This window comes from Stenotrophomonas sp. 2YAF26, assembly GCF_052114625.1.
GTDB classification, from domain to species: domain Bacteria; phylum Pseudomonadota; class Gammaproteobacteria; order Xanthomonadales; family Xanthomonadaceae; genus Stenotrophomonas; species Stenotrophomonas indicatrix.
Genome location: NZ_JBFRFC010000003.1, coordinates 128,991 through 150,420 on the forward strand (window position 1 = coordinate 128,991; position 21,430 = coordinate 150,420).

Consider the following 21,430-nt stretch of genomic DNA (forward strand, 5'->3'; position numbering starts at 1 on the left):
CTCTTTACCGGCGGGCCACGGCCCGCACCACGGAAACCCCCACCATGCTGAAGATCGAAAACCTCCACGCCCGCATCGGCGACAAGGAAATCCTCAAGGGCCTGTCCCTGGAAGTGAAGCCCGGCCAGGTGCACGCCATCATGGGCCCCAACGGCGCCGGCAAGTCCACCCTGGGCAATGTCCTGGCCGGCCGTGACGGCTATGAGGTCAGCGAAGGCAGCGTGCAGTTCGAAGGCGTCGACCTGCTCGACCAGGACCCGGAAGCGCGCGCCGCTGCCGGCCTGTTCCTGGCGTTCCAGTACCCGGTGGAAATCCCCGGCGTGAACAACACCTACTTCCTGCGCGCCGCGCTGAATGCACAGCGCAAGGCGCGCGGCGAGGAAGAGCTCGATTCCATGCAGTTCCTCAAGCTGGTGCGGCAGAAGCTGGCCGTGCTGCACCTGAAGGACGAACTGCTGCACCGTGGCGTCAACGAAGGCTTCTCCGGTGGCGAGAAGAAGCGCAACGAGATCTTCCAGCTGGCCGTGCTCGAGCCGAAGCTGGCGATCCTGGACGAAACCGATTCGGGCCTGGACATCGATGCGCTGAAGAGCGTGGCCGACGGCGTCAACGCGCTGCGCAGCGCCGACCGCTCGTTCCTGGTCATCACCCACTACCAGCGCCTGCTGGACTACATCAAGCCGGACGTCGTGCACGTGCTGGCCGATGGCCGCATCGTCAAGAGCGGCGGCCCGGAACTGGCGCTGGAACTGGAAGCGCACGGCTATGACTTCCTGAAGGACCGGGTCGTGCCCGAGGCGGCGGTCTGATGAGCGCCCTGCTCGATTCCATGGCCCAGGCCTTCTGCGGCAGCGATGCGCGCCGCGAAGTGCTCGACAGCGTGCTGCGCGACGGCCTGCCCGGCGCACGCAGCGAAACCTGGAAGTACACCTCGCTGCGCCAGCTGGAGCGTCGCAGCTTTGCGGCCGCACCGTTGGCCCCGGCGCTGCTGGATGCCGCCGCGCTGGAGGACATCCCGGCACCGCGCCTGGTGTTCGTCAATGGCCGCCTCAACGACGCGCTGAGCGACGTGCAGGGCCTGCCGGCCGGCGTGCAGCTGGAGACGTTGTCCTCCGCACTGGCCGCTGGCGAGGACGCCGTGCGCTTCCTCGGCCGCCGCTACGATCGCAGCGACGATGTGTTCGCCCGCCTCAACGCCGCCCTCGCCGATGAAGGCGTGGTGCTGCGCGTGGACGACGGCGTGCAGGTCGAGGTGCCGCTGCAGCTGGTATTCGCCAGCGTGGCCGGCGACACCGATCTGGCCTGGCACCACCGCCACCTGATCGAACTGCGTGCCGGCGCCAGCCTGGGCGTGGTCGAGCACCGCTTCAGCGTCGGTGATTCGGCGCATCTGGACAACACGGTACTGCACGCCCACGTCGCCCGCGATGCGGTGCTCAAGCACGCCCGCGTGCAGGCCGGCAGCGCGCGCCAGACCAGCTTCCTGCGTACCGACGCGGTGCTGGCCAAGGACGCGCAGTACCGCCGCGTGGACCTGGAGCTGGGTGCCGCGCTCAGCCGCCATGAGCTGAACGTGCGCCTGGAAGGCGACAACGCCCAGCTGACCGCCAATGGCGTGCTGCTCGGCAACGGTCGCCGCCACGTCGATACCCGGCTGGGCATCGACCACATCGCCCGCGACACCAGCGCCGAGCTGCAGTGGCGTGGCGTGGCCGCCAACCGCAGCCGCGTGGTGTTCCATGGCGGCATCCAGATCCGTGCCGGTGCCGATGGCACCGACGCAAACCTGTCCAACAAGAACCTGCTGCTGTCGGCCGACGCCGAGATCGATACCCAGCCGACGCTGGTGATCGACGCCGACGAAGTGAAGGCCGCACACGGTGCCACCGTCGGCCAGCTCGACGCCAACGCGCTGTTCTACCTGCGCTCGCGTGGCCTGCCGCAGGCCCAGGCGCAGGCGCTGCTGAGCGCCGCGTTCTGCCACGAGCCGCTGAGGGTGCTGCCCGAAGCGCTGCGCGAACAGCTGGCACGCCGGCTGGACAAGGCGCTGGCCGAGGCGGGCGTGGCATGAACCTGTCCACCCCGCGACCGATCGAAGCACCCGCCGACGCCCCCGACTGGGCGCGCGTGCGCCTGGACTTCCCGCTGCTGATGCGCGAAGTGCACGGCAAGCCGCTGGTCTATTTCGACAACGCCAACACCGGCCAGAAGCCGGTGCAGGTGATCGGCGCGGTGGACGAGTTCTACCGCCGCTACAACGCCAACGTCAGTCGTGCCGTGCATGCGCTGGGTACCGAGGCCACCGACGCCTACGAAGGCGCACGCAACAAGCTGGCCCGTTTCCTCAACGTGCGCAGCAACGACCTGGTGCTGTGCAGCGGCACCACCTTCGCGATCAATCTCGTTGCGTACTCCTGGGCCCTGCCCCGGCTGAAGGCCGGCGACGTGATCCTGGTGTCGCGCATGGAACACCACGCCAACATCGTGCCGTGGCAGCTGGTCGCCCAGCGCACCGGCGCGACCATCCGCGTGGCCGAGATCACGCCGGACGGCGCGCTGGACCTGGACGCGCTGCGCGCGGCGATGACCGCCGAGGTCAAGCTGCTGGCCGTGGCCCATGTCTCCAACGTGCTCGGCACCATCAACCCGGTGCGCGAGATCTGCCGCGAAGCGCGCAAGCGCGGCATCGTCACCGTGGTCGACGGCTCGCAGGCCGCCCCTCACCGCAAGGTCGACGTCACCGCGATCGGCTGCGACTTCTACGCCATCACCGGCCACAAGATGTGCGGCCCGACCGGCACCGGTGCGCTGTGGGCGCGTCGCGAGCATCTGGACGCGATGCCGCCGTTCCTGGGCGGCGGCGAGATGATCAAGGAAGTCAGCTTCGACGGCACCGTGTTCAACGACGCCCCGCACAAGTTCGAAGCCGGCACCCCCAACATCGCCGGCTTCATCGGCCTGGGCGTGGCGGCGGACTATCTGCAGAACGTCGGCCTGGACCATGTGGAAGCACGCGAAGCCGAGCTGCTGGCGCACTTCACCGAAGAGCTGCGCCGGGTCGATGGCCTGCGCATCATCGGCGAAGCGCCGGAAAAGGCGGCGGTGGTGTCATTCCTTATCGACGGCGCCCATGCGCACGATCTGGCTACCCTGCTGGATCTGGAAGGTGTGGCCGTACGTTCCGGCCAGCACTGTGCGCATCCCCTGCTGCAGTACTACGGCGTGGCGGCTACCTGCCGTGCGTCGCTGGCGTTCTACAACACGCATGAAGAGATCGAGCGGTTCATGACCGCGTTGACGAAGGTGCGGAAGCTGTTGGGGTGAGCCCGCACACCGGCAGAGCGGCAATCCGGGGTCAGATCCCATTCGCACCGCGAAAAGGGCTCTGACCCCGGCCACCCAGCTAGCGGGTGGCATCCACGACCTTGCACGTGCCATCGCCCACCTGCACCTCGATGCGTGCCCGCAGATTCTGCGTCAGGTACACATCACCCAGGCACGCGACGTCGAGGCCTGCTTCCCGATAGCGCACGGATACGGACGAGTCCTGCTGGACCACCGGCGTCATCGAAACCTGTGCATTTGCATCGATCGCCCCGAGCTCAGTCACTCGACCGCCAGCGTCGATCTGCACCGCGTCGATGCGCTGGGAGCCCACGTTCCTGACGACCACGACAGTGTCGGTCAACCCTGAGCACGCCGACACCGCAAGAACGGCTGGCGCAAGCACGCTCAGGCGCAGCATCGGGTAGGTGGTCGCTTTGCCATCCCTGGTACGCATCATGCGGGTAACGCCTCATCGCTTCCGTGCGGATCTGTGCACCCCGGGAGCATAGTCCATGCGCAACCTCAACCTCTACAGCGTTCGCGATTCAGCCGTAGCCTCGCTCGTTTCCCCACGCTGCCTCGCGCGCGGAAGATTGCAGAAGGCATGTGGCCCCATCACCGGCTCACTCCTGCAATCGCCTCCCGGCGACACGCAGAATCCGGCCGCGCGCAATCGTCCTTCCCTCCCACAACGAGACGTCCTCTCCCACGTTGGCCACGGCGAGCGCGTCCTCCGGGAACAGGAACGCAACGGGAAGTTCGTAGCTCTCCCCAAGGACGGCCCGTCCTTCCTGCAACAGCACGCGGCAGTCAAATACTCGGCCCGCCACGAACAACGGGCAGGCGTATACCTGTCCCACGATGTCAGTGCGCCTCCCACCTTCGGCGCTCTGCAGGAAGCGAACGGAGACAACAGCGTCGAATCGCATGGTCACGGCCCTCTGGATCCTCCCTGGATCCTTGTTCCCATAGTGCCGTCGTTTTCGCAGGGGTGGGATTCAGGGATGGGGTCAGAGCCCTTTCGCGGCGCGAAAGGGATCTGACCCTGGCCCATCGCCTCGACCCATTTTGCGCCCGCCCCCGCCCCACCTAGAATGCCCCCATGAGCACTCTGACCTTCCGCGCCGCCACGTCGGCCGACATCCCCGCCCTGATCACCCTGGTCACCTCGGCCTACCGCGGCGACGCCAGCCGCGTCGGCTGGACCACCGAAGCCGACCTGCTGGACGGCGCCCGCGTCGATGCCGAAGGCATCCAGGGCGACCTGGACCGCCCGCGCTCGACCATCCTGCTGGCCGAACGCGACGGCCAGCTCGTAGCCTGCGCCCATGTCGCCGACGTCGACGGCAAGGGCTACTTCGGCATGTTCTCGGTCGACCCGGCCCAGCAGGGCGGCGGTGTCGGCAAGCAGTTGATGGACGCGGCCGAAGCCCACGCCGCACGCGAATGGAACGTGCCGGTGATGCAGATGACCGTGATCGACATCCGCGACGAACTGATTGCCTTCTATGAGCGCCGCGGTTACCAGCGCACCGGCATCAAGAAGCCGTTCCCGTATGGCGACGAACGTTTCGGCATCCCCAAGCGCGACGACCTGCGCTTCGAGATCCTGGAAAAGCCGCTGGCCGGAGCCACCGCGTGAGCGAGGCCTGGACCTTTGTCTGCGCCGGCGCCGAACTGCTGCCGGGCGAATTGAAGAGCGTCTTCGACGAAGTCACCGGCACACCGATCGTGGTGTTCAACCTCGACGGCGAGCTCTACGCGTTGGAAGACCAGTGCACGCATGAGGAGTTCGAGCTGTCCTCGGGCGAGTTCAACACCGCCGAGGGCAGCGTTGAATGCGTACTGCATGGCGCGCGCTTCGACGTGCGTGATGGCCGCGCCCTGTGTGCGCCGGCGTACACCGCGGTGCCGAAGTTTCCGGTGAAGCGCGAACACGACGCCATCTGGACCCGCGACGACCGCGATTGAAGTTCAAGGCATCCCCCCCCCCATGGGGTGGATCTACTGGAACAGCCTGAGGGCCCCACCAGGGCCTTTCGGGCCCGTTCCGGGTGGCCTGCCACGCCCGTACATGCGAATCATTATCGTTGATGTTATCCTACGTAACATCTTCGTAACGCCTCCGCCTGCGCCATGGCTTCGTCCGCGCCCACTGCCACGCTGTGCAAGCTCGCCCGTCAGGGGTGGCCGCTGCTTGTGGCCGCGCTGCTGACGCTGCTGCTGGGCTGGTCGGCGTTGCACGAAGGGCGCGGCGGCCACGCCACCCACGCCGGCTGGCAGGCGCATCTGGACAATATGGACCAGGCCGCTCCGCTGCCGGCTCCTTCCAGCGACGAATGCCCCCACCACGCTGCGCCGGCCCCGGAGCCTCCGCTGGACGGTGAGGGCAGCACGCCCTGTGCCGGCGCTGCGCCGCCGCGCGCTGCGCTGGTGGCCCACATCCCGCTGTGGCACTCCGATGCCCTGCGCTGGCAGCTGCACGACCCCTCGCTGCGCCTGAATCCCGGCCACGCACCTCCGGCACCGCACGCCATCTGAGGCGCCCTGCGGCCATTGCCGTGCGCCTCGCCTCGTCTGAACTGCCGCCGGGCATGGCCTGGCACTACCCGAACCTCGCCGCCGCCATCGCGCCATTGAGTCGTGCTGGCCAGCTCTCGCTCATTCCCGATCCAAGCCATCGCCAACCTACCCATGACCCACATCAAGACCCGCAAGTACGCACCTCGCGTTTCCGTACTGGCCACCGCCACCCTCGCCGCCGGCTTCGCGCCGCTTGCCGCACAGGCCGCCGACGACGCCGGCTCAAGCAAGGCCACCGAGCTGGACAAGGTCCAGGTGCGCGGCAGCTGGTTCAACCCGTCCTCGCCGAAGTTCACCGCCGCGCTGCTGGACACCCCGAAGTCGGTCTCGATCGTCTCGGAGAAGCTGATCGCCGAAACCGGTGCGACCAACCTGCAGGATGCGCTGCGCATGGTCCCGGGCATCACCTTCGGCGCCGGCGAAGGCGGCAACCCGACCGGTGACCGCCCCTTCATCCGCGGCTTCGACTCGCAGAGCAACATGTTCGTCGATGGCCTGCGCGACGTCGGTTCGCAGACCCGCGAAGTGTTCGACCTGGAGCAGGTGGAAGTGGTCAAGGGCCCGAGCTCGGCCTACGGCGGTCGCGACTCCGGTGGTGGCAGCCTCAACCTGGTCAGCAAGACCCCGAAGCTGAAGAACGAGACCACTGCCAGCATGGGCATCGGTACCGACAGCTACGCACGCGGCACCGTGGATGCCAACTACGTGCTGGGCGATGGCATCGCCGCACGCCTGAACCTGATGAAGCACGAGTCGGACATTGCCGGTCGTGACGCGGCCAACGTCAGCCGCTGGGGCATCGCGCCGTCGATCGCGTTCGGCCTGAACGGCCCGGCGCAGCTGATCGCCAGCCACTACCACATGCAGAGCGACGACCTGCCCGACGCAGGCGGCTTCCCGTATGGCAACCCGAACGGCGCGCCGGTGTCGAAGTGGGTCGACGGCCGCCCGATGGTGCCCGACCGCAACAACTACTACGGCCTGGTGGACCGCGATTTCCAGCGCACCCGCGCCGACATCAGCACGCTGGACGGCAGCTACGACTTCGGCAGCCACAAGCTGCGCAACATCGCGCGCCTGGGCAACACCAGCAACGATTACCTGTGGACCCAGCCGGACGACAGCCAGGGCAACCCGAACAACTACGGCACCTTGTGGCGCCGTACCAACAGCCGCGCCGTCGACGTCAAGAGCTTCGCCGACCAGCTGAGCCTGACCGGCAGCTTCCAAACCGGTGCACTGAAGCACAGCTACAGCGCCGGCGCGGAATACAGCGACGAGAAGATGACCCGTGGCAGCTACCTGATGACCCCGGGCACCAACAATCCGCTGACCAACAGCAGCAAGTGCCCGACCATCGGCGCGGCCACCGGCTACAACTGCACCAGCTTCGACAACCCGAACCCGAACGATCCGTGGGCGTCCACCCATGCGGTGTACCGCAGCGACAAGGCGCTGGACGTCGAGCAGCGCACCAAGACCAAGTCCGCTTACCTGTTCGACACCATCGAACTGAACGCGCAGTGGATGATCAACGTCGGCCTGCGCTATGACGACTTCTCCACCACCCTGACCACCCCGGTGGCCGGCAAGGCGCCGACCCGCGTGCGCAATGACAATGACTTCCTGAACTACCAGGCCGGCATTGTCTTCAAGCCGACCGCCAACGGCAGCATCTACCTGTCCTACGGCACCTCCTCCACCCCGCCGGGCATGGACGGTGGCGATGGTTCCGATGGCCTCAGCGCGGCCGTGGCCGACCTCAAGCCGCAGGACACCAAGAACCTCGAACTGGGTACCAAGTGGGACCTGTTCGACAACCGCCTGAACCTGACCGCGGCGATCTTCCACACCGTGATGGACAACGCGCGCGTGACCGTCGACAACGGCACCAGCCAGAACGCCGGCAAGAAGGAGATCAACGGCGTGGAACTGGGCTTCACCGGCCAGCTGACCGACGCCTGGAGCCTGTACGGCGGCTACACCTACCTGGATTCGGAACTGAAGGACAACGGCTTCGTCTGCGCCGTGTCCGGCCGTACCTGCCCGTCCAACGTCTACGTGCCCTCGCCCTACAACGGCAACGTGTTCCCGAACACCGCCAAGCACAGCGCCACGCTGTGGACCACCTATCGCTTCCCGTTCGGCCTGACCGTCGGCGCCGGTGCCAACTACTCCGACAAGCAGTACGGTGATGTGGCCAACACCAAGTGGATCCCCAGCTACACCCGCTTCGATGCGATGGCCAGCTACGCGATCCAGGACAACATCAGCCTGCAGTTGAACGTGCAGAACCTGACCGACAAGACCTACTTCACCAAGGCCTATGCGTCGCACTACGCGAGCATCGCTCCGGGTCGTTCGGCCACCCTGGCACTGAACGTGAAGTTCTGATGTAACCCGCAGCACCCGCACGGCGGCAGGATCTCCTGCCGCCGTTTTTGTTTCCGGCGATACTCCGCGCATGGCTTCCAACACCCCGTTTGATTCCGACGTCCTGGCAGACCTGCTGCTGCACGACCCGCAGGCCGCCTTTGCGCGCGTGCGCGATGCGGCACAGGCCGGGCAGGTCGAGGCGCAGCTGCTGCTCGCGCAGATGCACATGGAAGGCAAAGGCACGCCGGAAGACGCCGCTGCAGCACTGCTCTGGTACGAGACCGCGGCCAACAACGGCGCGCCGATGGCGATGAACATGCTCGGACGCTGCCATGAGCTGGGTCAGGGCACCGCCGCCAATCCTTCGCTTGCCGCGGTCTGGTACCGGCGCGCGGCCGACAACGGTCTGGACTGGGGCCTGTACAACCTGGCCAACCTGCTGGCCACCGGCCGCGGCGTACCACAGGACCGTGCACAGGCACTGGCGCTGTACACCCGCGCGGCCCATCTGGGCCACGCCAAATCGATGAACCTGCTGGCCCGGCATCTGGAAGATGGATTGGACACCGGTCGCGATCCGCAGGCTGCACTGGGCTGGTATCGGCGCGCGGCCGAGGCCGGCGATTTCCGCGGCCAGGCCAACTACGCCTCCATCCTTCTGCAGGCCGGTGAGATCGAACAGGCCGTGCACTGGCTGCAGTTGGCGCTGCAGCACGGCAGTCCCGCGTTCATGGCACATATCGTGCCCGAGCTGGCCGCCTCACCCTACCCGCAGGTGCGCGCGCTGATCGCACCGTCTGCTTGCTGAGGACTTCCGCATGCTGCTGCACATCCCCGACATCCTCAGCGCCGGACAGGTGGCTGACATCCGCCGCAGGCTCGACGCAGCCGACTGGACCGATGGCCGCGAGACCGTCGGCCACCTCGGCGCGCAGGCCAAGCACAACCAGCAGCTGCCTGAAGCTTCGCCGCTGCGCCGCGAACTGGGCGAAACCATTCTGGTGGCCCTGGCACGGCATCCGCTGTTCTTCAGCGCCGCGCTGCCCTTGAAGTACCTGCCACCGCGCTTCAACCGCTACAGCGGCGGCGGCACCTACGGCTTCCACGTCGATGGCGCGGTGATGAACCTGGCCAACGGCGAGCAGCTGCGCTCGGACATCTCCTGCACGCTGTTCCTGTCCGACCCGGACGAGTACGACGGCGGCGAGCTGATCATCAGTGATACCTACGGCGAGCACGAAGTGAAACTGCCGGCCGGCGATCTGATCGTGTATCCCTCCAGCAGCCTGCACAAGGTCAATCCGGTCACCCGCGGTGCGCGCGTGGCATCGTTCTTCTGGGTGCAGAGCATGATCCGCGACGATGTGCAGCGTCGTCTGCTGTGGGAGATGGATACCTCCATCGAGCGCCTGCGGCAGACCAATGGTGATGCCGATGCGGTGCTGCAGCTGACCGGCGTGTACCACAACCTGCTGCGACGCTGGAGCGAGGTCTGAGCCGATCAGGCCTTCCCTGCGATAATTTGGCAATCATTCTCATTTGCAACGGCTAACAGGTCTCATTACAATCACGCCCCGTTGACGCCGGATGTTCCGGCCAGCCAGGGATCTCCGCTTGCGTCGCCCGTTCCGCCCTCGCCCGCTTCGGCTTGTACAGCTCGGCACCGCCATGCGCGGCCGTCGGCCTGCGCTGGCCAGCCTGCTGGCGTGGGTGGCGATGCTGACGCTGTTGCTGGGCACCCTGCCGCTGCTGCCGGTCGCCCACGCTGCCGCGCCCCAGGCGCTGCAGCAGCCGCTGGAAGAGCGCGGCGGCGAAGGCCCTTTGCAGGAAGAAGCGCCGGCCAAACTGCGGCGCTGCGCCTCGGCACCGGCCAAGTCCACGGACAAGCCGATCCCGCCGCTGTTGCTGGCCAGCCACTGGCTGCGCACCGAACTTGATCTGGTTCCCTCTGCGTCGGTTCCCTCCGGCGCGCGTCCGCACTGGCCGCTGGCCGTACCGGACATGCCCTGGGCCGATGCGCCCGGGCGCCGCCAGCAACGCGGCCAGGCGCCGCCGCTCGCCTGATCCACGGCACGCCGTGACCGCCTGCGCGGTTGCGACGGCTCGCCGCTGCCTGTTTCGCCCCTGCCGCCCCTGACCGGGCCATCCCTGCCCTGCCGTGCGCGTTCCGCGCCCTGCATCGCGCTGCCCTACATCCTTCGAGGTATCTGCCATGGCCCAGCGCCATCGTGTCCGTTCGTCCCTGTCCCGACATCTGTTGACCAGCGCTGTGCTGGCTGCGGTCGCGGCGCCCGCTTACGCCAATGGTGCCGCCAGCGGCGCGCCGCAGACGCTGGACAAGGTGGTGGTGACCGCCTCCGGTTTCGAGCAGAAGGTGGTCGATGCACCGGCCAGCATCAGCGTGGTCAGCCGCGAAGAGCTGAGCAAGCGCCCTTACACCAGCCTGGTCGACGCCTTGCGCGACGTCGAAGGCATCGACGTCGGCCTGGAAGCCACCGACAAGAACGGCCGCGCCACCATCTCCATGCGCGGCCTGCCGTCGGAGTACACCCTGGTGCTGATCGACGGTCGCCGCCAGAGCAACGCCGGCCAGCTGTATCCGAACAACTTCGGCGGTGGCCAGTTCGCCTACCTGCCGCCGCTGGATGCGATCGAGCGCATCGAAGTGGTGCGTGGCCCGATGTCCACGCTGTACGGCTCGGATGCGATGGGTGGCGTCATCAACATCATCACCCGCCGCAACCAGGACAGCTGGCACGGCGCAGTCACCCAGGGCTTCACCGTGCAGCAGGACGATCAGTTCGGCGATGCGCGCAGCACCGACGTGTACCTGAGCGGCCCGCTGGTCAAGGATCGCCTGGGTCTGGCCGTGCGCGGCAGCTACTACGACGCCAAGGCATCCAATCCCGAATGGGACGCACTGACCCTGCCCGACGGCACGCTGTGGGAACGCAGCATCGGCTTCGGTGGCGGCGGCAAGTCGGTGGCCAACACCAACTGGAACACCGGCGTGCGCCTGAACTTCCACGTCAACGACGATCACGAGCTGTGGCTGGACTACGACGTCTCACGCCAGAAGTACGACAACAGCGAGGGCCAGACCGGCACGCTGGACAGCCTGGCCAGCCTGTGGCGCGTGGGCAACGCGGTGATTCCGAACCCGAATGGCAACGGCACCGTCACCCGCCGCGTGGTGCAGCCGCGCGTGGGCTACACCGCCTACCAGCGCTATGAGCGTGACCAGCTGTCGCTGACCCATCAGGGTCGCTACAGCTTCGGCACCTGGCAGACCTCGCTGACCCACAGCAAGAGCAACAACCTCGGCCGCTCGCTGCCGCTGACGCTGGACGAGCGCGCCGGCCTGCAGACCCTGTGGAACGACGTCTGCCGCCGCACCGGTGCCGCCAACAACTGTGCCGCCGGCCGCAACAACGCGCTGGGCGCACTCAACGCCAGCGAACAGGCGCGTCTTCAGGCCTTCCTGCCGCGACCGCTGCGCACCATGGAGCTGGAAGGCTACGTGCTGGACACCCTGCTCGACCTGGACTTCGGCGCGCACAAGCTGACCGTGGGCGGCCAGTACAACGACACCGACATGGTGGACGGCGTGTTCGGCATGGATGGCGCCGGCTACCGCAGCAACACCAGGCAGAAGCACCGCATGTGGGCGCTGTTCGCCGAGGACAACTGGTCGCTGACCGACACCCTGACCGCCACCTTCGGCCTGCGCTATGACGACCACAACATCTTCGGCAGCCATCTCAGCCCGCGCGGCTACCTGGTCTGGAATGCCACCGATGCGTGGACCTTCAAGGGCGGCGTCAGCACCGGCTACAAGACCCCGCGTCCGGACCAGCTGTTCCCCGGCATCACCGGCTTCGGTGGCCAAGGCGTGCTGCCGCTGGTGGGTTCGCCCAACCTGAAGCCGGAAACCAGCACCAACTACGAGCTGGCTGCGTACTACGAGGGCCAGCGCTGGGGCTTCAACGTCACCGGCTTCATCAACAAGTTCGAAGACAAGATCGCCAGCGGCGGCACGTTCCCCAACTGCGAGGTGGCACCTGCAGGCAGCGGCTACTGCGTGGATATCGGCCCGGGCTGGGCCTCGCTGGGCTACAGCACCTTCACCCAGAGCGTGAACATCGACAAGGCCGAGACACGTGGCGCAGAACTGGCCGGCCACGTCGACCTGCTGGACACCCTGCAGCTGCGCGGCAACTACACCTGGACCAAGAGCGAGCAGACCGCCGGTTCCGGCAAGGGCCTGCCGATCACCGGCACCATGCCGGCCAAGCACATGGCCAACGCCAGCCTCAACTGGCAGCTCAACGACGCCATCAGCCTGTCGTTGATCGGCGAAGGCCGCTACGACCGCTACCGCGACACGATCCTCGATGCCGCCGGTGCCAGTCACACCCGTTACTACGAGGACTACACCATCTTCCACCTCGGTGGCAGCTGGAAGGCCACGCAGTGGCTGACGGTCAACGCGCGAGTCAACAACCTGTTCGGCAAGAACTTCGTCTCGCAGTCGTGCCTGCTGACCAGCCCCAGCGAATACAACTGCGTGGACGACTACGCCACCAAGGACCAGCGACGCAGCTACTGGATCTCGCTCAACGCGAAGTTCTGATCGTCGCTCTGGTGGGTGCCGACCTTGGTCGGCACCGCTCCATCCACGCATGGCGTGGATCTACCGGTCAGCGGTAGTGGTAGTGGTAGTGCCGGCCGCTGGCCGGCAACCGCGCGATGTTTTCAGGTGTCATGGGATTGCCGGCCAGCGGCCGGCACTACCCCTTCAGAGATACACAACGACATCTAATTGCGAGCAATTCTCATCAATGATGTAATGGCCAGTATTCATCCGTCCCGAACCGTGCCGTGAGCCGTCCCGCATCTTCCACCGTGCAGCAGCAGAGCCGCGGCTTCTGGCTGCGTACCCTGCACCAGTGGCACTGGATCAGCTCTGCGGTCTGCCTGATCGGCATGCTGCTGTTCGCGGTGACCGGTCTGACGTTGAACCATGCGGCGAAGATCGAGRCCAAGCCACAGGTGCAGAACCAGCACCTGGAACTGCCGACGGAACTGCTCGGCGGTCTGGGCTCCCGCGAGGACGGCAATGCACCACTGCCACGCCCGGCCCGGCAATGGCTCGACGATCAGCTGGGCATCTCCATCGGCGGTCGACCCGCCGAATGGTCGGCCGAGGAAATCTATCTGTCACTGCCACGCCCCGGCGGCGACGCCTGGCTGAGCATCGACCGCGAAACCGGCGCGGTGGAGTACGAATCCACCTCGCGCGGCGCGGTGTCCTATCTCAACGACCTGCACAAGGGCCGCAATGCCGGCCCCGCATGGGGCTGGTTCCTGGACGTGTTCGCCGTGGCCTGCCTGGTGTTCTGCATCACCGGCCTGTTCCTGCTGCACCTGCATGCGCGGCAGCGGCGCATGACCTGGCCACTGGTCGGCCTGGGCCTGATGATCCCGCTGCTGATCGCCCTGCTGCTGATCCACTGACTTCCACCGTGTATTCCATCCGTTCTTCCGGAGCCGCCCCATGCGCGTCACCCTGACCATCGCCCTAAGCGGCCTGCTGGCCACCTCGCCGGCCTACGCCACCACCCTCGACATCAACGTCGAAGTGCCCAAGCTCAACGTGGCCGAATACCACCGCCCGTACGTGGCGGTGTGGCTGGAAGGCGCCGACCAGAAGGTCGCCGCCAACCTGTCGGTCTGGTACCAGCAGACCAGCAACAGCGAAGGCCATGGCACCAAGTGGCTGCCCGACCTGCGCCAGTGGTGGCGCAAGAGCGGTCGCACCCTGCAGGTGCCGGTGGACGGCGTGACCGGCCCGACCCGCCCGGCCGGCAAGCACGCGCTGTCGTTCAACGACAAGCAGCCGGCACTGAAGCAGCTGGCCCCGGGCAACTACACCCTGGTGGTGGAAGCGGTGCGCGAAGTCGGCGGCCGTGAACTGCTGAAGATCCCCTTCACCTGGCCGGCCAGCGCCGCACAGAACGGCCGCGCGCAGGGCGCCACCGAACTGGGCCAGGTCACCCTCGCCGTCAAACCCTGATTGAGTGGGGTCGGATCCCTTCCGCAGGAAGGGCTCTGACCCCATCGCCCTACCCTCGGGGTCAGAGCCCTTTCCGTTGGAAAGGGATCCGCTCCCTCCCAACTGGAGTCTTCCGCATGAAGCGCACGCTCGTCCTCGCCGCCGCTCTGGCCGCTGCCCTTCCCTTCTCTGCCCTGGCCCACAAGGCCTGGCTGCTGCCCTCGCAGACCGTGATCGCCGGCAACGCGCCGTGGATCACCGTCGACGGTGCGGTCTCCAACGACCTGTTCTACTTCAATCACGTGCCGCTGCGCCTGGAATCGGTGGTGATCACCGCCCCGGATGGCAGCACCGTGCAGGCGCAGAACGCGGCCACCGGCAAGTACCGCAGCGTGTTCGACCTCGAGCTGAAGCAGCAGGGCACCTACCGCATCGCCTCGGTCAACGACGGCCTGTCGGCCACCTATGAGCTGAACGGCGAGCGCAAGCGCTGGCGCGGTACCGCCGCTACCTTCGGCGAACTGCCCAAGGATGCGAAGAAGCTGGAAGTGAGCCAGTCGGTAGGCCGCGTGGAGACCTTCGTCACCAACGGGGCGCCGAACGACACCGCGCTGAAGCCGACCAACCGCGGCATCGAACTGGTGGCCGTCGGTCACCCGAACGACCTGTTCGCCGGCGAGGAAGCCACCTTCCGCGTATTGGTCGACGGCAAGCCGACCGCAGGCCTGGAGTTCGAGATCGTGCGCGGCGGCACCCGCTACCGCAACGCGCAGGACGAGCAGAAGCTGACCAGCGACGCCAAGGGCGAGATCAAGGTGACCTGGCCGGAAGCCGGCATGTACTGGCTGGAAACCGGCACCGAGGACAAGAAGACCTCGGTCAAGCAGGCCGCCAAGCGCCGCCTCAGCTACGTCGCCACGCTGGAAGTGCTGCCGCAGTAAAGACAGCGCTGCGATACCCGGCACGCCCTGGTATCGCAGCCTGCCACGCATGCCGATGACCTCTACCGCACTCGACATCACCCGGCTGGGCGGCACCACCATGGGCACCACCTGGAGCGTGTCACTGGTCGTACCGCGCCAGCGCGACCTGCATCCACTGCATGCTGGCATCCAGGCACGTCTGGATGAAGTGGTCGCACAGATGAGCACCTGGGAAGCGGGTTCCGACCTGAGCCGCTACAACCGTGCCGACGCAGGTCAGTACCTCGTGCTTCCCATCGAAACACGCCATGTGTTGGCCTGCGCGCAGGCCATCGCTGCAGCCAGCGGCGGTGCGTTCGACCCCACCGTCGGCCCGCTCGTGGCGCTGTGGGGCTTCGGCGCCCATGCCGGCGCACGGCGCGCACCCGATGCCGCCACGTTGCAGGCAACCCGTGCACGCTGCGGCTGGCAGCGCCTGCACTGGGAGGAGGATGCGCTGCTGCAGCCCGGTGGCCTGGAGCTGGATCTTTCGGCGATCGCCAAGGGCTTCGGTGTCGACCACGTCGCTGCCTGGCTGCGCGGCCAGGGTGTCGATGCCGCACTGATTGAAGTCGGTGGGGAACTGGCCGGTTACGGCCGCAAGCCCGACGGCCAGCCGTGGCGCGTGCTGGTGGAGTCGGCGCCGGAAGAAGATGCCCACACCGAAACGCCACCGCGTGTCCTGGCGCTGGACGGAAAGGCGGTGGCCACCTCCGGCGATCGCTGGCACCACTATCACGACGATGACGTGGCCTACAGCCACAGCCTTGACCCGCGCAGCGGCACGCCGGTACGGCAGGTCGCAGCCGCCGTCACCGTGGTCGCCAGCGACGCGATGCACGCTGACGCGTGGGCCACCGCGCTGACCGTGCTCGGTCGCGACGCGGGCATCGCCCTGGCAGAACGCGAAGGGCTGGCCGTGCGCTACCTGGAACGCTCCGCCGATGGCCCATGCGAAACCCTCAGCAGTGCCTTCCAGCAGCTGCTGGATGAGCAGGCTGGATGAGCATGCGTTTCCCGCGCGCGACCGTTGGCAACGTCATGGTACTGGCCCTGCTGGCCGTGATCGGCGGGGCACTGCTGCGTCTGCACCTGGGCGAAGCGTGGTGGCAGGGTGCGCCGCCGGCCCGGCAATGGGGCATCGCGCTCGCCGCCACCGCGCTGTATCTGCTGGCGTGTGGCGTGCTGTGGTGGCGCAGCCGTCCGCACGACGACACGTCCGAAGGCGGCAACCCACCGATGCTGCTGGTCTGGTCCAGCCAGACCGGCTTCGCCCGCGAACTGGCCGAGCGCAGTGCGCAGGCTCTGCGCTCGGCCGGCATGTCGGTGCGCCTGCGCGGTCTGCACGAAGTCGATGCCCCCCTGCTGGCGGGCAGCGCGCGTGCACTGTTCATCGTCAGCACCACCGGCGAAGGCGATGCACCCGACCATGCCCTGCCCTTCCTGCGCAAGGTGATGGGCACGCCGCCGCCGCTGCACCACGTGCAGTACGGCGTGCTCGCACTGGGTGATCGCAGCTACGGGCATTTCTGCGCGTTCGGCCACCAGCTGCACGACTGGCTGCGCCAGCACGGAGCACATCCGCTGTTCGATGCCATTGAAGTCGACAACGCCGATCCAGCTGCCCTGCGCCACTGGCAGCAACTGCTTGGCCAGCTCGGCGGCGACGCGAGCGAACTTCCCGATTGGACACCGGCCGAGTACCAGCCGTGGACGCTGCTGCAGCGTACCCACCTCAACCCCGGCAGCGCCGGTGGTCCGGTCTATTGGCTGCGCCTGCAGCCCCCGACCGGCAGCGGCGCGCAGTGGCAGGCCGGTGACATCGCCGAGGTCGGTCCGCAGCATGCCGAACAGAGTACGCGCGACTGGCTGCAGACGCAGGGCTTCGATGCGGACACCGTGTTGGACGACGACGCTACGCTGCTCGCCCGCGTTGCGCGCTCGCACCTGCCGTCATTGGTTGCAGCAGGCGATCTGCCTGGGCTGTTGGCGGCACTGCAGCCCCTGCCACATCGCGAATACTCCATCGCCTCGGTGATGGACGACGGCGCGGTGGAACTGCTGCTGCGCCGGCAGCTGCGTGCCGATGGCACGCCGGGCATCGGCAGTGGCTGGCTGTGCGACCACGCCGTCATCGGCGGGCCGGTACAGATGCGCCTGCGCCGCAACGAGAATTTCCATGGCGTCGCCGCCGACGTTCCACTGCTGCTGATCGGCAACGGCACCGGTATCGCCGGCCTGCGCGCACACCTGCACGAACGCGCACGCGTTGGCGGTGGCCGCACCTGGCTGTTGTTCGGCGAACGCTCGGCTGCGCATGATTTCCACTTCGGCGATGAACTGCAGGCGATGCTCGGCGGCGGCACGCTGACCCGCCTGGATACGGTATTCAGCCGTGATGGCGGCGCACATCGCTACGTGCAGGATCGCCTGCTGGCCGAAGCATCCACGCTGCGGCAGTGGGTCGATGACGGCGCGACGATCCTGGTCTGCGGCAGCCTGCAGGGCATGGCCCCGGCAGTGGATGCGGTGATCGAGCAGGTGCTCGGTGCCGACGGCAAGGAAGCGCTGCTGCTGGCCGGTCGTTACCGGCGCGACGTGTATTGAGCGAACGTTTGGGGCGAATTGCCTCCTGGTGGGTGCGAACTTTTGTTGGCGCCCTGCTGCGATATCGGCTGCTGCATCCACGCATGGCATGGATCTACTGAACGGCTGGCGGCGATCCCTTGTTGGCACCCTGCTGCGATATCGGCTGCTGCATCCACGCATGGCGTGGATCTACGCGGATCCAGGGTGACAACCATGCTGCAGTAGATCCACGCCATGCGTGGATGATTGCCTCCGGGCGCCGACGCTGGCTCAGCCGCCCGCCGCGCTCACCCGTATCGCCAACAACTCGCCGCCGCCCTGCAATGCATGCCGCTGACGCTCACCGGCGGCCAACCACGCGGTATCGCCGGCCTGCATCGCAGGCAATCCGCTGTCCGCGCCGAACGTGGCCTGCCCGCCCAACAGGTGCAGGGCCCAGGCCACGCCCGGCTCGCAGAAGAAGAACATCGGCCCGACCAGTGGACGGTGCAGCAGCTCGGCCTGCAGCAGTCCGCGCTTCCACATCAGGTTGAAATCGTGGGTGGTGCCGTCCACCAGCTCGCCGTGCAGCGCAGCCTCACCGGCAAAACGCACGCGCCCATGAGGTGGCAGCACCTCGGCTACGCGGCCGTCCTCGAAACGCAGGCGCACGCCGTTGCCCTGCAGCAGCACCAGTTCGCGCTCGACACCCGGGAATGCGGAAAACGCGGCGTCCTGCTCGATCTCGGCCACCGACAGGCGCAACGCCCAATCATCGCCCTGCGCTGGCAACCGCAGGATCTCGCGGGTCCAGCCGAGGCCGTTGCGCCAGCGTTCGCGGCGGTAGTCCAGGCTGGAAATCACCTGGCTCGGGGTCTGCAGCAGGGAGTCGATGTTCATGCGCGCATTGCATCATGCCGCGCGACGCAACGCATCAACGCGTTGCAAGACCCGCAGCCGTACCGCAATCGCCGCCCAGCAGCTGTGAGTGCTTGAGCCAGTCCTTGTCGGGGTAGTAAGCAAACACCATCGTGCCGCCTCGCAACGCGTCGATCAGCGGCTTGGCCACCGACAACCGCACCGCCGGGCAGCCCAGACTGCGCCCCAACCGCCCCTGCAACTGCGCAGTGGACGGATTCACATACGGCGCACCGTGGATGACGATGGCACGCTCGCGTGCACGATCATTGAACCCCGGCTCCAACCCTGCCAGGCGCAGCGAATAGCCGTTGCCGCCCATGTAGGTTTCCTGCGCGGTGAACGCACCGATGCTGGACATGAAGCTGCCATCGCGGTTGGAGAAATGTTGGGTGCGGTTCTCGCCGCTGTTGCGGCCGTGCGCCACCCACTCCTCGAACAACAGCCGCTGGCGGGCAAGGTCGAAGACCCACATCCGCGGCTCGGTGGACGGCCGCGAGTAATCGATCACGCTCAGGCGTTCACTGCTGACTCCCAGCTCCGGCCGCTGCAGTGCGCAGCGCATGGCGTGGGCAGCCAACTGCAGAACCCGACGGTCCGCCTTGGGCGCGGTGCGTGCCAGCTGCGCGGCGAGGTCGTCGGCGCTGATGGCGGCAATGGGCGTCTGTGCCCCGGCCGGGGCGCTGGCAGTGGTTGCCAGCAGGCCAAGGGCGGCCAGCCGGCACAGGCGGGAAGCAGACATGGGCACGTAGGGAGGTCTCAGGATCCCTTGAGGGTGGACGCTGGCGGCTCTGATTCCAAGACCGGCTGCATTCCCGATTCAGCCGCGCTTGGGCGCACCGCCGGCAGCGACGTCACCAGCAGGGTCGTGCCCGGCACCAGCACCTGGTACAGCTGGCGGGCGAAATCGGCCGGCAGGGCCATCGGCAACGACGGCGTGGCCAGCAGGTCCGGCGTGGCCTGGGCGCGGTCCTGGCCGAGCAGCGGATACGCCGTCCACTGGTGCAGGCGCTGCTGTGCATCAAGCGGGCTGGGCGTATCGCTGTAGCCCTGGCCCATCACGAACAGGGTGGTGCCCTGGAACGCTGGCAGCGCGTCGGCCTTCAGCGGCGACTCACCGATCATCACGCCATCGCGCAGCACGTACAGGCGCTGGTCGTGCAGGCTGACCAGGATGCCGACCTGGCCACTGGGTGCCGCCGCATCATCCCACCAGGCCTTGTCGGGAGCTCCGCCCTCGCCTTCCGGCAGGGCTTGGCCGCGTGCATTCACCGGCGCCAGTACCGCCGGATAGGCCAGCGTCATCGGCGCGCTCTTGGCATCGGCCACGACCACCGTATCGCCGCGCTTGGTTTCGCTGAACAGCTTCTGGGCGAAGGCCTGCGGCAGGCGCACGCAGCCATGCGAGGCCGGGTGCCCGGGCAGGCTGCCGCCGTGAAGGGCGATGCCGTCCCAGGTCAGCCGCTGCATGTACGGCATGGGTGCGCTGTTGTAGAGGTTGGAGCGGTGGTCCTTGTCCTTCTGCAGGATGGTGAACACACCGGTCGGCGTCTCATGGCCGGTCTTGCCCGAGCTGATCGTGGTCAGGCCGATGGCAATGCCATTGCGGTACACGTAAGCCCGTTGCTCATCCAGGCTCACCACCAGCACGATCGGACCGGCCGGCGAGACTTCCGGATGCCACAGGTACTCGCCCGGCTTGAGGTCGGTCGGCCCGCGTACTTCGGAAGTCGTGGCCACGACAGGCTTGGAGGGGGCGGCCGCCTGTGCGGCGCACGGCAGTGCCAAGGCCACGGCGAGCATCAAGGTCAAACGGTGCAGGTGCATCCAGCAGGTTCCATTCCATGCGAAGGCCCCACCGTACACCATGGGCACGTCGCAGCCGCGCCAAAAGAAATTGCCCGGCGACACAGCCATGTGTCGTACCGGGCAATCGTCACGTCCCTGTCGGCCTGCTGCCACCCCCTCGCATCCTGCGAAGCGGGGGCGGCGTTGCGTCCTGCACGCGGCCGCGTCTGTCCTGTTTGTATCTCAGCCCCTTCCACAGGTCTGTGATGCCACCATCCTGGTGATTGGTGCCGCATCCCTGCGACGGTCGGCGGCTGCAGCCATCCTGTCCGCAGCCATTGAACCTGCATCCTGCAGATTCCGACGATTCCTGTTGTCAGCGCCTGGGTACGGTTCGCACCGGTACCGATCCGGGTACCGGATCCGCAGGCAACATCGTGTTGCCAACGGTGATCCGTCGTCGATTCCGTTCGACGATCGATGTCCCTATCCCCTTCACCTGCGTCAGGTCCTCGACGCGGTGAAACGGGCCGTGTCTGCGCCGGTGCTCGACGATCGCCGCTGCCTTGGTGGCCCCGACCATCGTCAATCCCTGCTGCAGCGCCTGGGCATCGGCCCGGTTGATGTCGATCGGCTCGGCAGCTTGCGCTCCCGCGATCCACATTCCCAGCACCAGCGCCCTTAACACGACAAACCAAGGCACGACGTGTATCTCCTTGTGGTTCTGACCGTCCCGACCGGCAATCCCGTCGGTCGAAACAGTGTCCGTCACCACATGCACACAGCGTATAGGTTTCACGGATTTCTAAAAGCCAGCCAAATACCCGACGTGATGTAGGGAAAACCCTACCCT

General features: G+C 67.1%; 22 protein-coding genes. 16 read left to right on the top strand and 6 right to left on the bottom strand.

What is annotated here, in order from left to right:
* Positions 1-44: 44 nt before the first annotated feature.
* The 3 genes from sufC to AB4Y98_RS04595 are packed head-to-tail and all read left to right on the top strand — an operon-like array spanning position 45 to position 3,324.
* Complete coding sequence (sufC, locus tag AB4Y98_RS04585) at positions 45-809, top strand: Fe-S cluster assembly ATPase SufC (protein WP_025873980.1); 765 nt, start codon at positions 45-47, stop codon at positions 807-809.
* Positions 809-2,071, top strand: coding sequence for a Fe-S cluster assembly protein SufD (gene sufD, locus AB4Y98_RS04590; RefSeq protein ID WP_442243869.1), 1,263 nt, complete (start codon positions 809-811; stop codon positions 2,069-2,071). The genes sufC and sufD overlap by 1 nt, the downstream gene beginning before the upstream one ends.
* On the top strand, positions 2,068-3,324 hold the full coding sequence (locus AB4Y98_RS04595; protein ID WP_025873982.1) for a cysteine desulfurase: 1,257 nt from the start codon (positions 2,068-2,070) through the stop codon (positions 3,322-3,324). Before sufD ends, AB4Y98_RS04595 begins: the two co-directional genes overlap by 4 nt.
* A 79-nt stretch (positions 3,325-3,403) precedes the next feature.
* Here the strand turns inward: AB4Y98_RS04595 and AB4Y98_RS04600 are convergent, their stop codons facing one another.
* Together AB4Y98_RS04600 and AB4Y98_RS04605 are read right to left on the bottom strand one after the other, a co-directional pair.
* Positions 3,404-3,784: a hypothetical protein gene (locus AB4Y98_RS04600; protein WP_442243870.1), complete on the bottom strand. Its 381-nt coding sequence runs from the start codon at positions 3,782-3,784 to the stop codon at positions 3,404-3,406.
* 166 nt (positions 3,785-3,950) lie between these two features.
* Positions 3,951-4,262, bottom strand: a complete 312-nt coding sequence (locus AB4Y98_RS04605; RefSeq protein WP_152543295.1) for a hypothetical protein — start codon at positions 4,260-4,262, stop codon at positions 3,951-3,953.
* Between the two features lie 167 nt (positions 4,263-4,429).
* Between AB4Y98_RS04605 and AB4Y98_RS04610 the strand changes: the two genes are divergently transcribed.
* The 13 genes from AB4Y98_RS04610 (at position 4,430) to AB4Y98_RS04670 (ending at position 17,910) form a co-directional block, all read left to right on the top strand.
* A complete protein-coding gene (locus tag AB4Y98_RS04610) occupies positions 4,430-4,969 on the top strand; it encodes a GNAT family N-acetyltransferase (protein WP_032975848.1) in 540 nt (179 codons plus the stop codon).
* Positions 4,966-5,298 (top strand): non-heme iron oxygenase ferredoxin subunit, encoded by a 333-nt coding sequence (locus AB4Y98_RS04615; protein WP_032975846.1) that lies wholly within the window; start codon positions 4,966-4,968, stop codon positions 5,296-5,298. Before AB4Y98_RS04610 ends, AB4Y98_RS04615 begins: the two co-directional genes overlap by 4 nt.
* A 165-nt stretch (positions 5,299-5,463) precedes the next feature.
* Positions 5,464-5,868 (top strand): hypothetical protein, encoded by a 405-nt coding sequence (locus tag AB4Y98_RS04620; RefSeq protein ID WP_032975844.1) that lies wholly within the window; start codon positions 5,464-5,466, stop codon positions 5,866-5,868.
* Positions 5,869-6,021: 153 nt separating this feature from the next.
* Positions 6,022-8,304, top strand: a complete 2,283-nt coding sequence (locus AB4Y98_RS04625) for a TonB-dependent receptor (protein WP_442243871.1) — start codon at positions 6,022-6,024, stop codon at positions 8,302-8,304.
* A gap of 70 nt (positions 8,305-8,374) precedes the next feature.
* A complete protein-coding gene (locus tag AB4Y98_RS04630) occupies positions 8,375-9,094 on the top strand; it encodes a tetratricopeptide repeat protein (protein ID WP_442243872.1) in 720 nt (239 codons plus the stop codon).
* A 10-nt stretch (positions 9,095-9,104) separates the two neighbouring features.
* Positions 9,105-9,782 carry a Fe2+-dependent dioxygenase gene (locus AB4Y98_RS04635; RefSeq protein WP_032975840.1) on the top strand — a complete coding sequence of 226 codons (678 nt, stop codon included), beginning with the start codon at positions 9,105-9,107 and terminating at the stop codon, positions 9,780-9,782.
* A 172-nt stretch (positions 9,783-9,954) separates the two neighbouring features.
* Complete coding sequence (locus AB4Y98_RS04640; RefSeq protein ID WP_080149535.1) at positions 9,955-10,350, top strand: hypothetical protein; 396 nt, start codon at positions 9,955-9,957, stop codon at positions 10,348-10,350.
* Between the two features lie 148 nt (positions 10,351-10,498).
* Entirely contained in the window at positions 10,499-12,919 is a 2,421-nt protein-coding gene (locus tag AB4Y98_RS04645) for a TonB-dependent receptor domain-containing protein (RefSeq protein ID WP_442243873.1), read from the top strand.
* Between the two features lie 248 nt (positions 12,920-13,167).
* On the top strand, positions 13,168-13,803 hold the full coding sequence (locus AB4Y98_RS04650; protein ID WP_442243874.1) for a PepSY-associated TM helix domain-containing protein: 636 nt from the start codon (positions 13,168-13,170) through the stop codon (positions 13,801-13,803).
* 40 nt (positions 13,804-13,843) lie between these two features.
* Positions 13,844-14,362 (top strand): DUF2271 domain-containing protein, encoded by a 519-nt coding sequence (locus tag AB4Y98_RS04655; protein ID WP_394196245.1) that lies wholly within the window; start codon positions 13,844-13,846, stop codon positions 14,360-14,362.
* A gap of 116 nt (positions 14,363-14,478) precedes the next feature.
* A complete protein-coding gene (locus AB4Y98_RS04660; RefSeq protein ID WP_394196247.1) occupies positions 14,479-15,282 on the top strand; it encodes a DUF4198 domain-containing protein in 804 nt (267 codons plus the stop codon).
* 55 nt (positions 15,283-15,337) lie between these two features.
* Positions 15,338-16,309 (top strand): FAD:protein FMN transferase, encoded by a 972-nt coding sequence (locus AB4Y98_RS04665; RefSeq protein ID WP_442243875.1) that lies wholly within the window; start codon positions 15,338-15,340, stop codon positions 16,307-16,309.
* Entirely contained in the window at positions 16,306-17,910 is a 1,605-nt protein-coding gene (locus AB4Y98_RS04670; RefSeq protein ID WP_394196251.1) for a sulfite reductase subunit alpha, read from the top strand. The genes AB4Y98_RS04665 and AB4Y98_RS04670 overlap by 4 nt, the downstream gene beginning before the upstream one ends.
* A gap of 252 nt (positions 17,911-18,162) precedes the next feature.
* Here AB4Y98_RS04670 and AB4Y98_RS04675 read toward each other — a convergent pair whose 3' ends face one another.
* The 4 genes from AB4Y98_RS04675 to AB4Y98_RS04690 form a co-directional block, all read right to left on the bottom strand.
* Positions 18,163-18,771 (bottom strand): HutD/Ves family protein, encoded by a 609-nt coding sequence (locus tag AB4Y98_RS04675; RefSeq protein WP_032975832.1) that lies wholly within the window; start codon positions 18,769-18,771, stop codon positions 18,163-18,165.
* 34 nt (positions 18,772-18,805) lie between these two features.
* On the bottom strand, positions 18,806-19,531 hold the full coding sequence (locus tag AB4Y98_RS04680; RefSeq protein WP_442243876.1) for a murein L,D-transpeptidase catalytic domain family protein: 726 nt from the start codon (positions 19,529-19,531) through the stop codon (positions 18,806-18,808).
* Positions 19,532-19,548: 17 nt separating this feature from the next.
* Positions 19,549-20,616 (bottom strand): L,D-transpeptidase, encoded by a 1,068-nt coding sequence (locus AB4Y98_RS04685; protein ID WP_105164937.1) that lies wholly within the window; start codon positions 20,614-20,616, stop codon positions 19,549-19,551.
* A gap of 337 nt (positions 20,617-20,953) precedes the next feature.
* Positions 20,954-21,280 (bottom strand): ComEA family DNA-binding protein, encoded by a 327-nt coding sequence (locus AB4Y98_RS04690; protein ID WP_025873998.1) that lies wholly within the window; start codon positions 21,278-21,280, stop codon positions 20,954-20,956.
* Between the last annotated feature and the right edge of the window lie 150 nt (positions 21,281-21,430).

Bases quoted from the DNA above. Each gene is read 5' to 3' on its own strand.
- sufC (WP_025873980.1), top strand. From the start codon at position 45: ATGCTGAAGATCGAAAACCTCCACGCCCGCATCGGCGACAAGGAAATC.
- sufD (WP_442243869.1), top strand. From the start codon at position 809: ATGAGCGCCCTGCTCGATTCCATGGCCCAGGCCTTCTGCGGCAGCGAT.
- AB4Y98_RS04595 (WP_025873982.1), top strand. From the start codon at position 2,068: ATGAACCTGTCCACCCCGCGACCGATCGAAGCACCCGCCGACGCCCCC.
- AB4Y98_RS04600 (WP_442243870.1), bottom strand. From the start codon at position 3,784: ATGATGCGTACCAGGGATGGCAAAGCGACCACCTACCCGATGCTGCGC.
- AB4Y98_RS04610 (WP_032975848.1), top strand. From the start codon at position 4,430: ATGAGCACTCTGACCTTCCGCGCCGCCACGTCGGCCGACATCCCCGCC.
- AB4Y98_RS04620 (WP_032975844.1), top strand. From the start codon at position 5,464: ATGGCTTCGTCCGCGCCCACTGCCACGCTGTGCAAGCTCGCCCGTCAG.
- AB4Y98_RS04625 (WP_442243871.1), top strand. From the start codon at position 6,022: ATGACCCACATCAAGACCCGCAAGTACGCACCTCGCGTTTCCGTACTG.
- AB4Y98_RS04630 (WP_442243872.1), top strand. From the start codon at position 8,375: ATGGCTTCCAACACCCCGTTTGATTCCGACGTCCTGGCAGACCTGCTG.
- AB4Y98_RS04635 (WP_032975840.1), top strand. From the start codon at position 9,105: ATGCTGCTGCACATCCCCGACATCCTCAGCGCCGGACAGGTGGCTGAC.
- AB4Y98_RS04640 (WP_080149535.1), top strand. From the start codon at position 9,955: ATGCGCGGCCGTCGGCCTGCGCTGGCCAGCCTGCTGGCGTGGGTGGCG.
- AB4Y98_RS04645 (WP_442243873.1), top strand. From the start codon at position 10,499: ATGGCCCAGCGCCATCGTGTCCGTTCGTCCCTGTCCCGACATCTGTTG.
- AB4Y98_RS04655 (WP_394196245.1), top strand. From the start codon at position 13,844: ATGCGCGTCACCCTGACCATCGCCCTAAGCGGCCTGCTGGCCACCTCG.
- AB4Y98_RS04660 (WP_394196247.1), top strand. From the start codon at position 14,479: ATGAAGCGCACGCTCGTCCTCGCCGCCGCTCTGGCCGCTGCCCTTCCC.
- AB4Y98_RS04665 (WP_442243875.1), top strand. From the start codon at position 15,338: ATGACCTCTACCGCACTCGACATCACCCGGCTGGGCGGCACCACCATG.
- AB4Y98_RS04670 (WP_394196251.1), top strand. From the start codon at position 16,306: ATGAGCATGCGTTTCCCGCGCGCGACCGTTGGCAACGTCATGGTACTG.
- AB4Y98_RS04675 (WP_032975832.1), bottom strand. From the start codon at position 18,771: ATGAACATCGACTCCCTGCTGCAGACCCCGAGCCAGGTGATTTCCAGC.
- AB4Y98_RS04680 (WP_442243876.1), bottom strand. From the start codon at position 19,531: ATGTCTGCTTCCCGCCTGTGCCGGCTGGCCGCCCTTGGCCTGCTGGCA.
- AB4Y98_RS04685 (WP_105164937.1), bottom strand. From the start codon at position 20,616: ATGCACCTGCACCGTTTGACCTTGATGCTCGCCGTGGCCTTGGCACTG.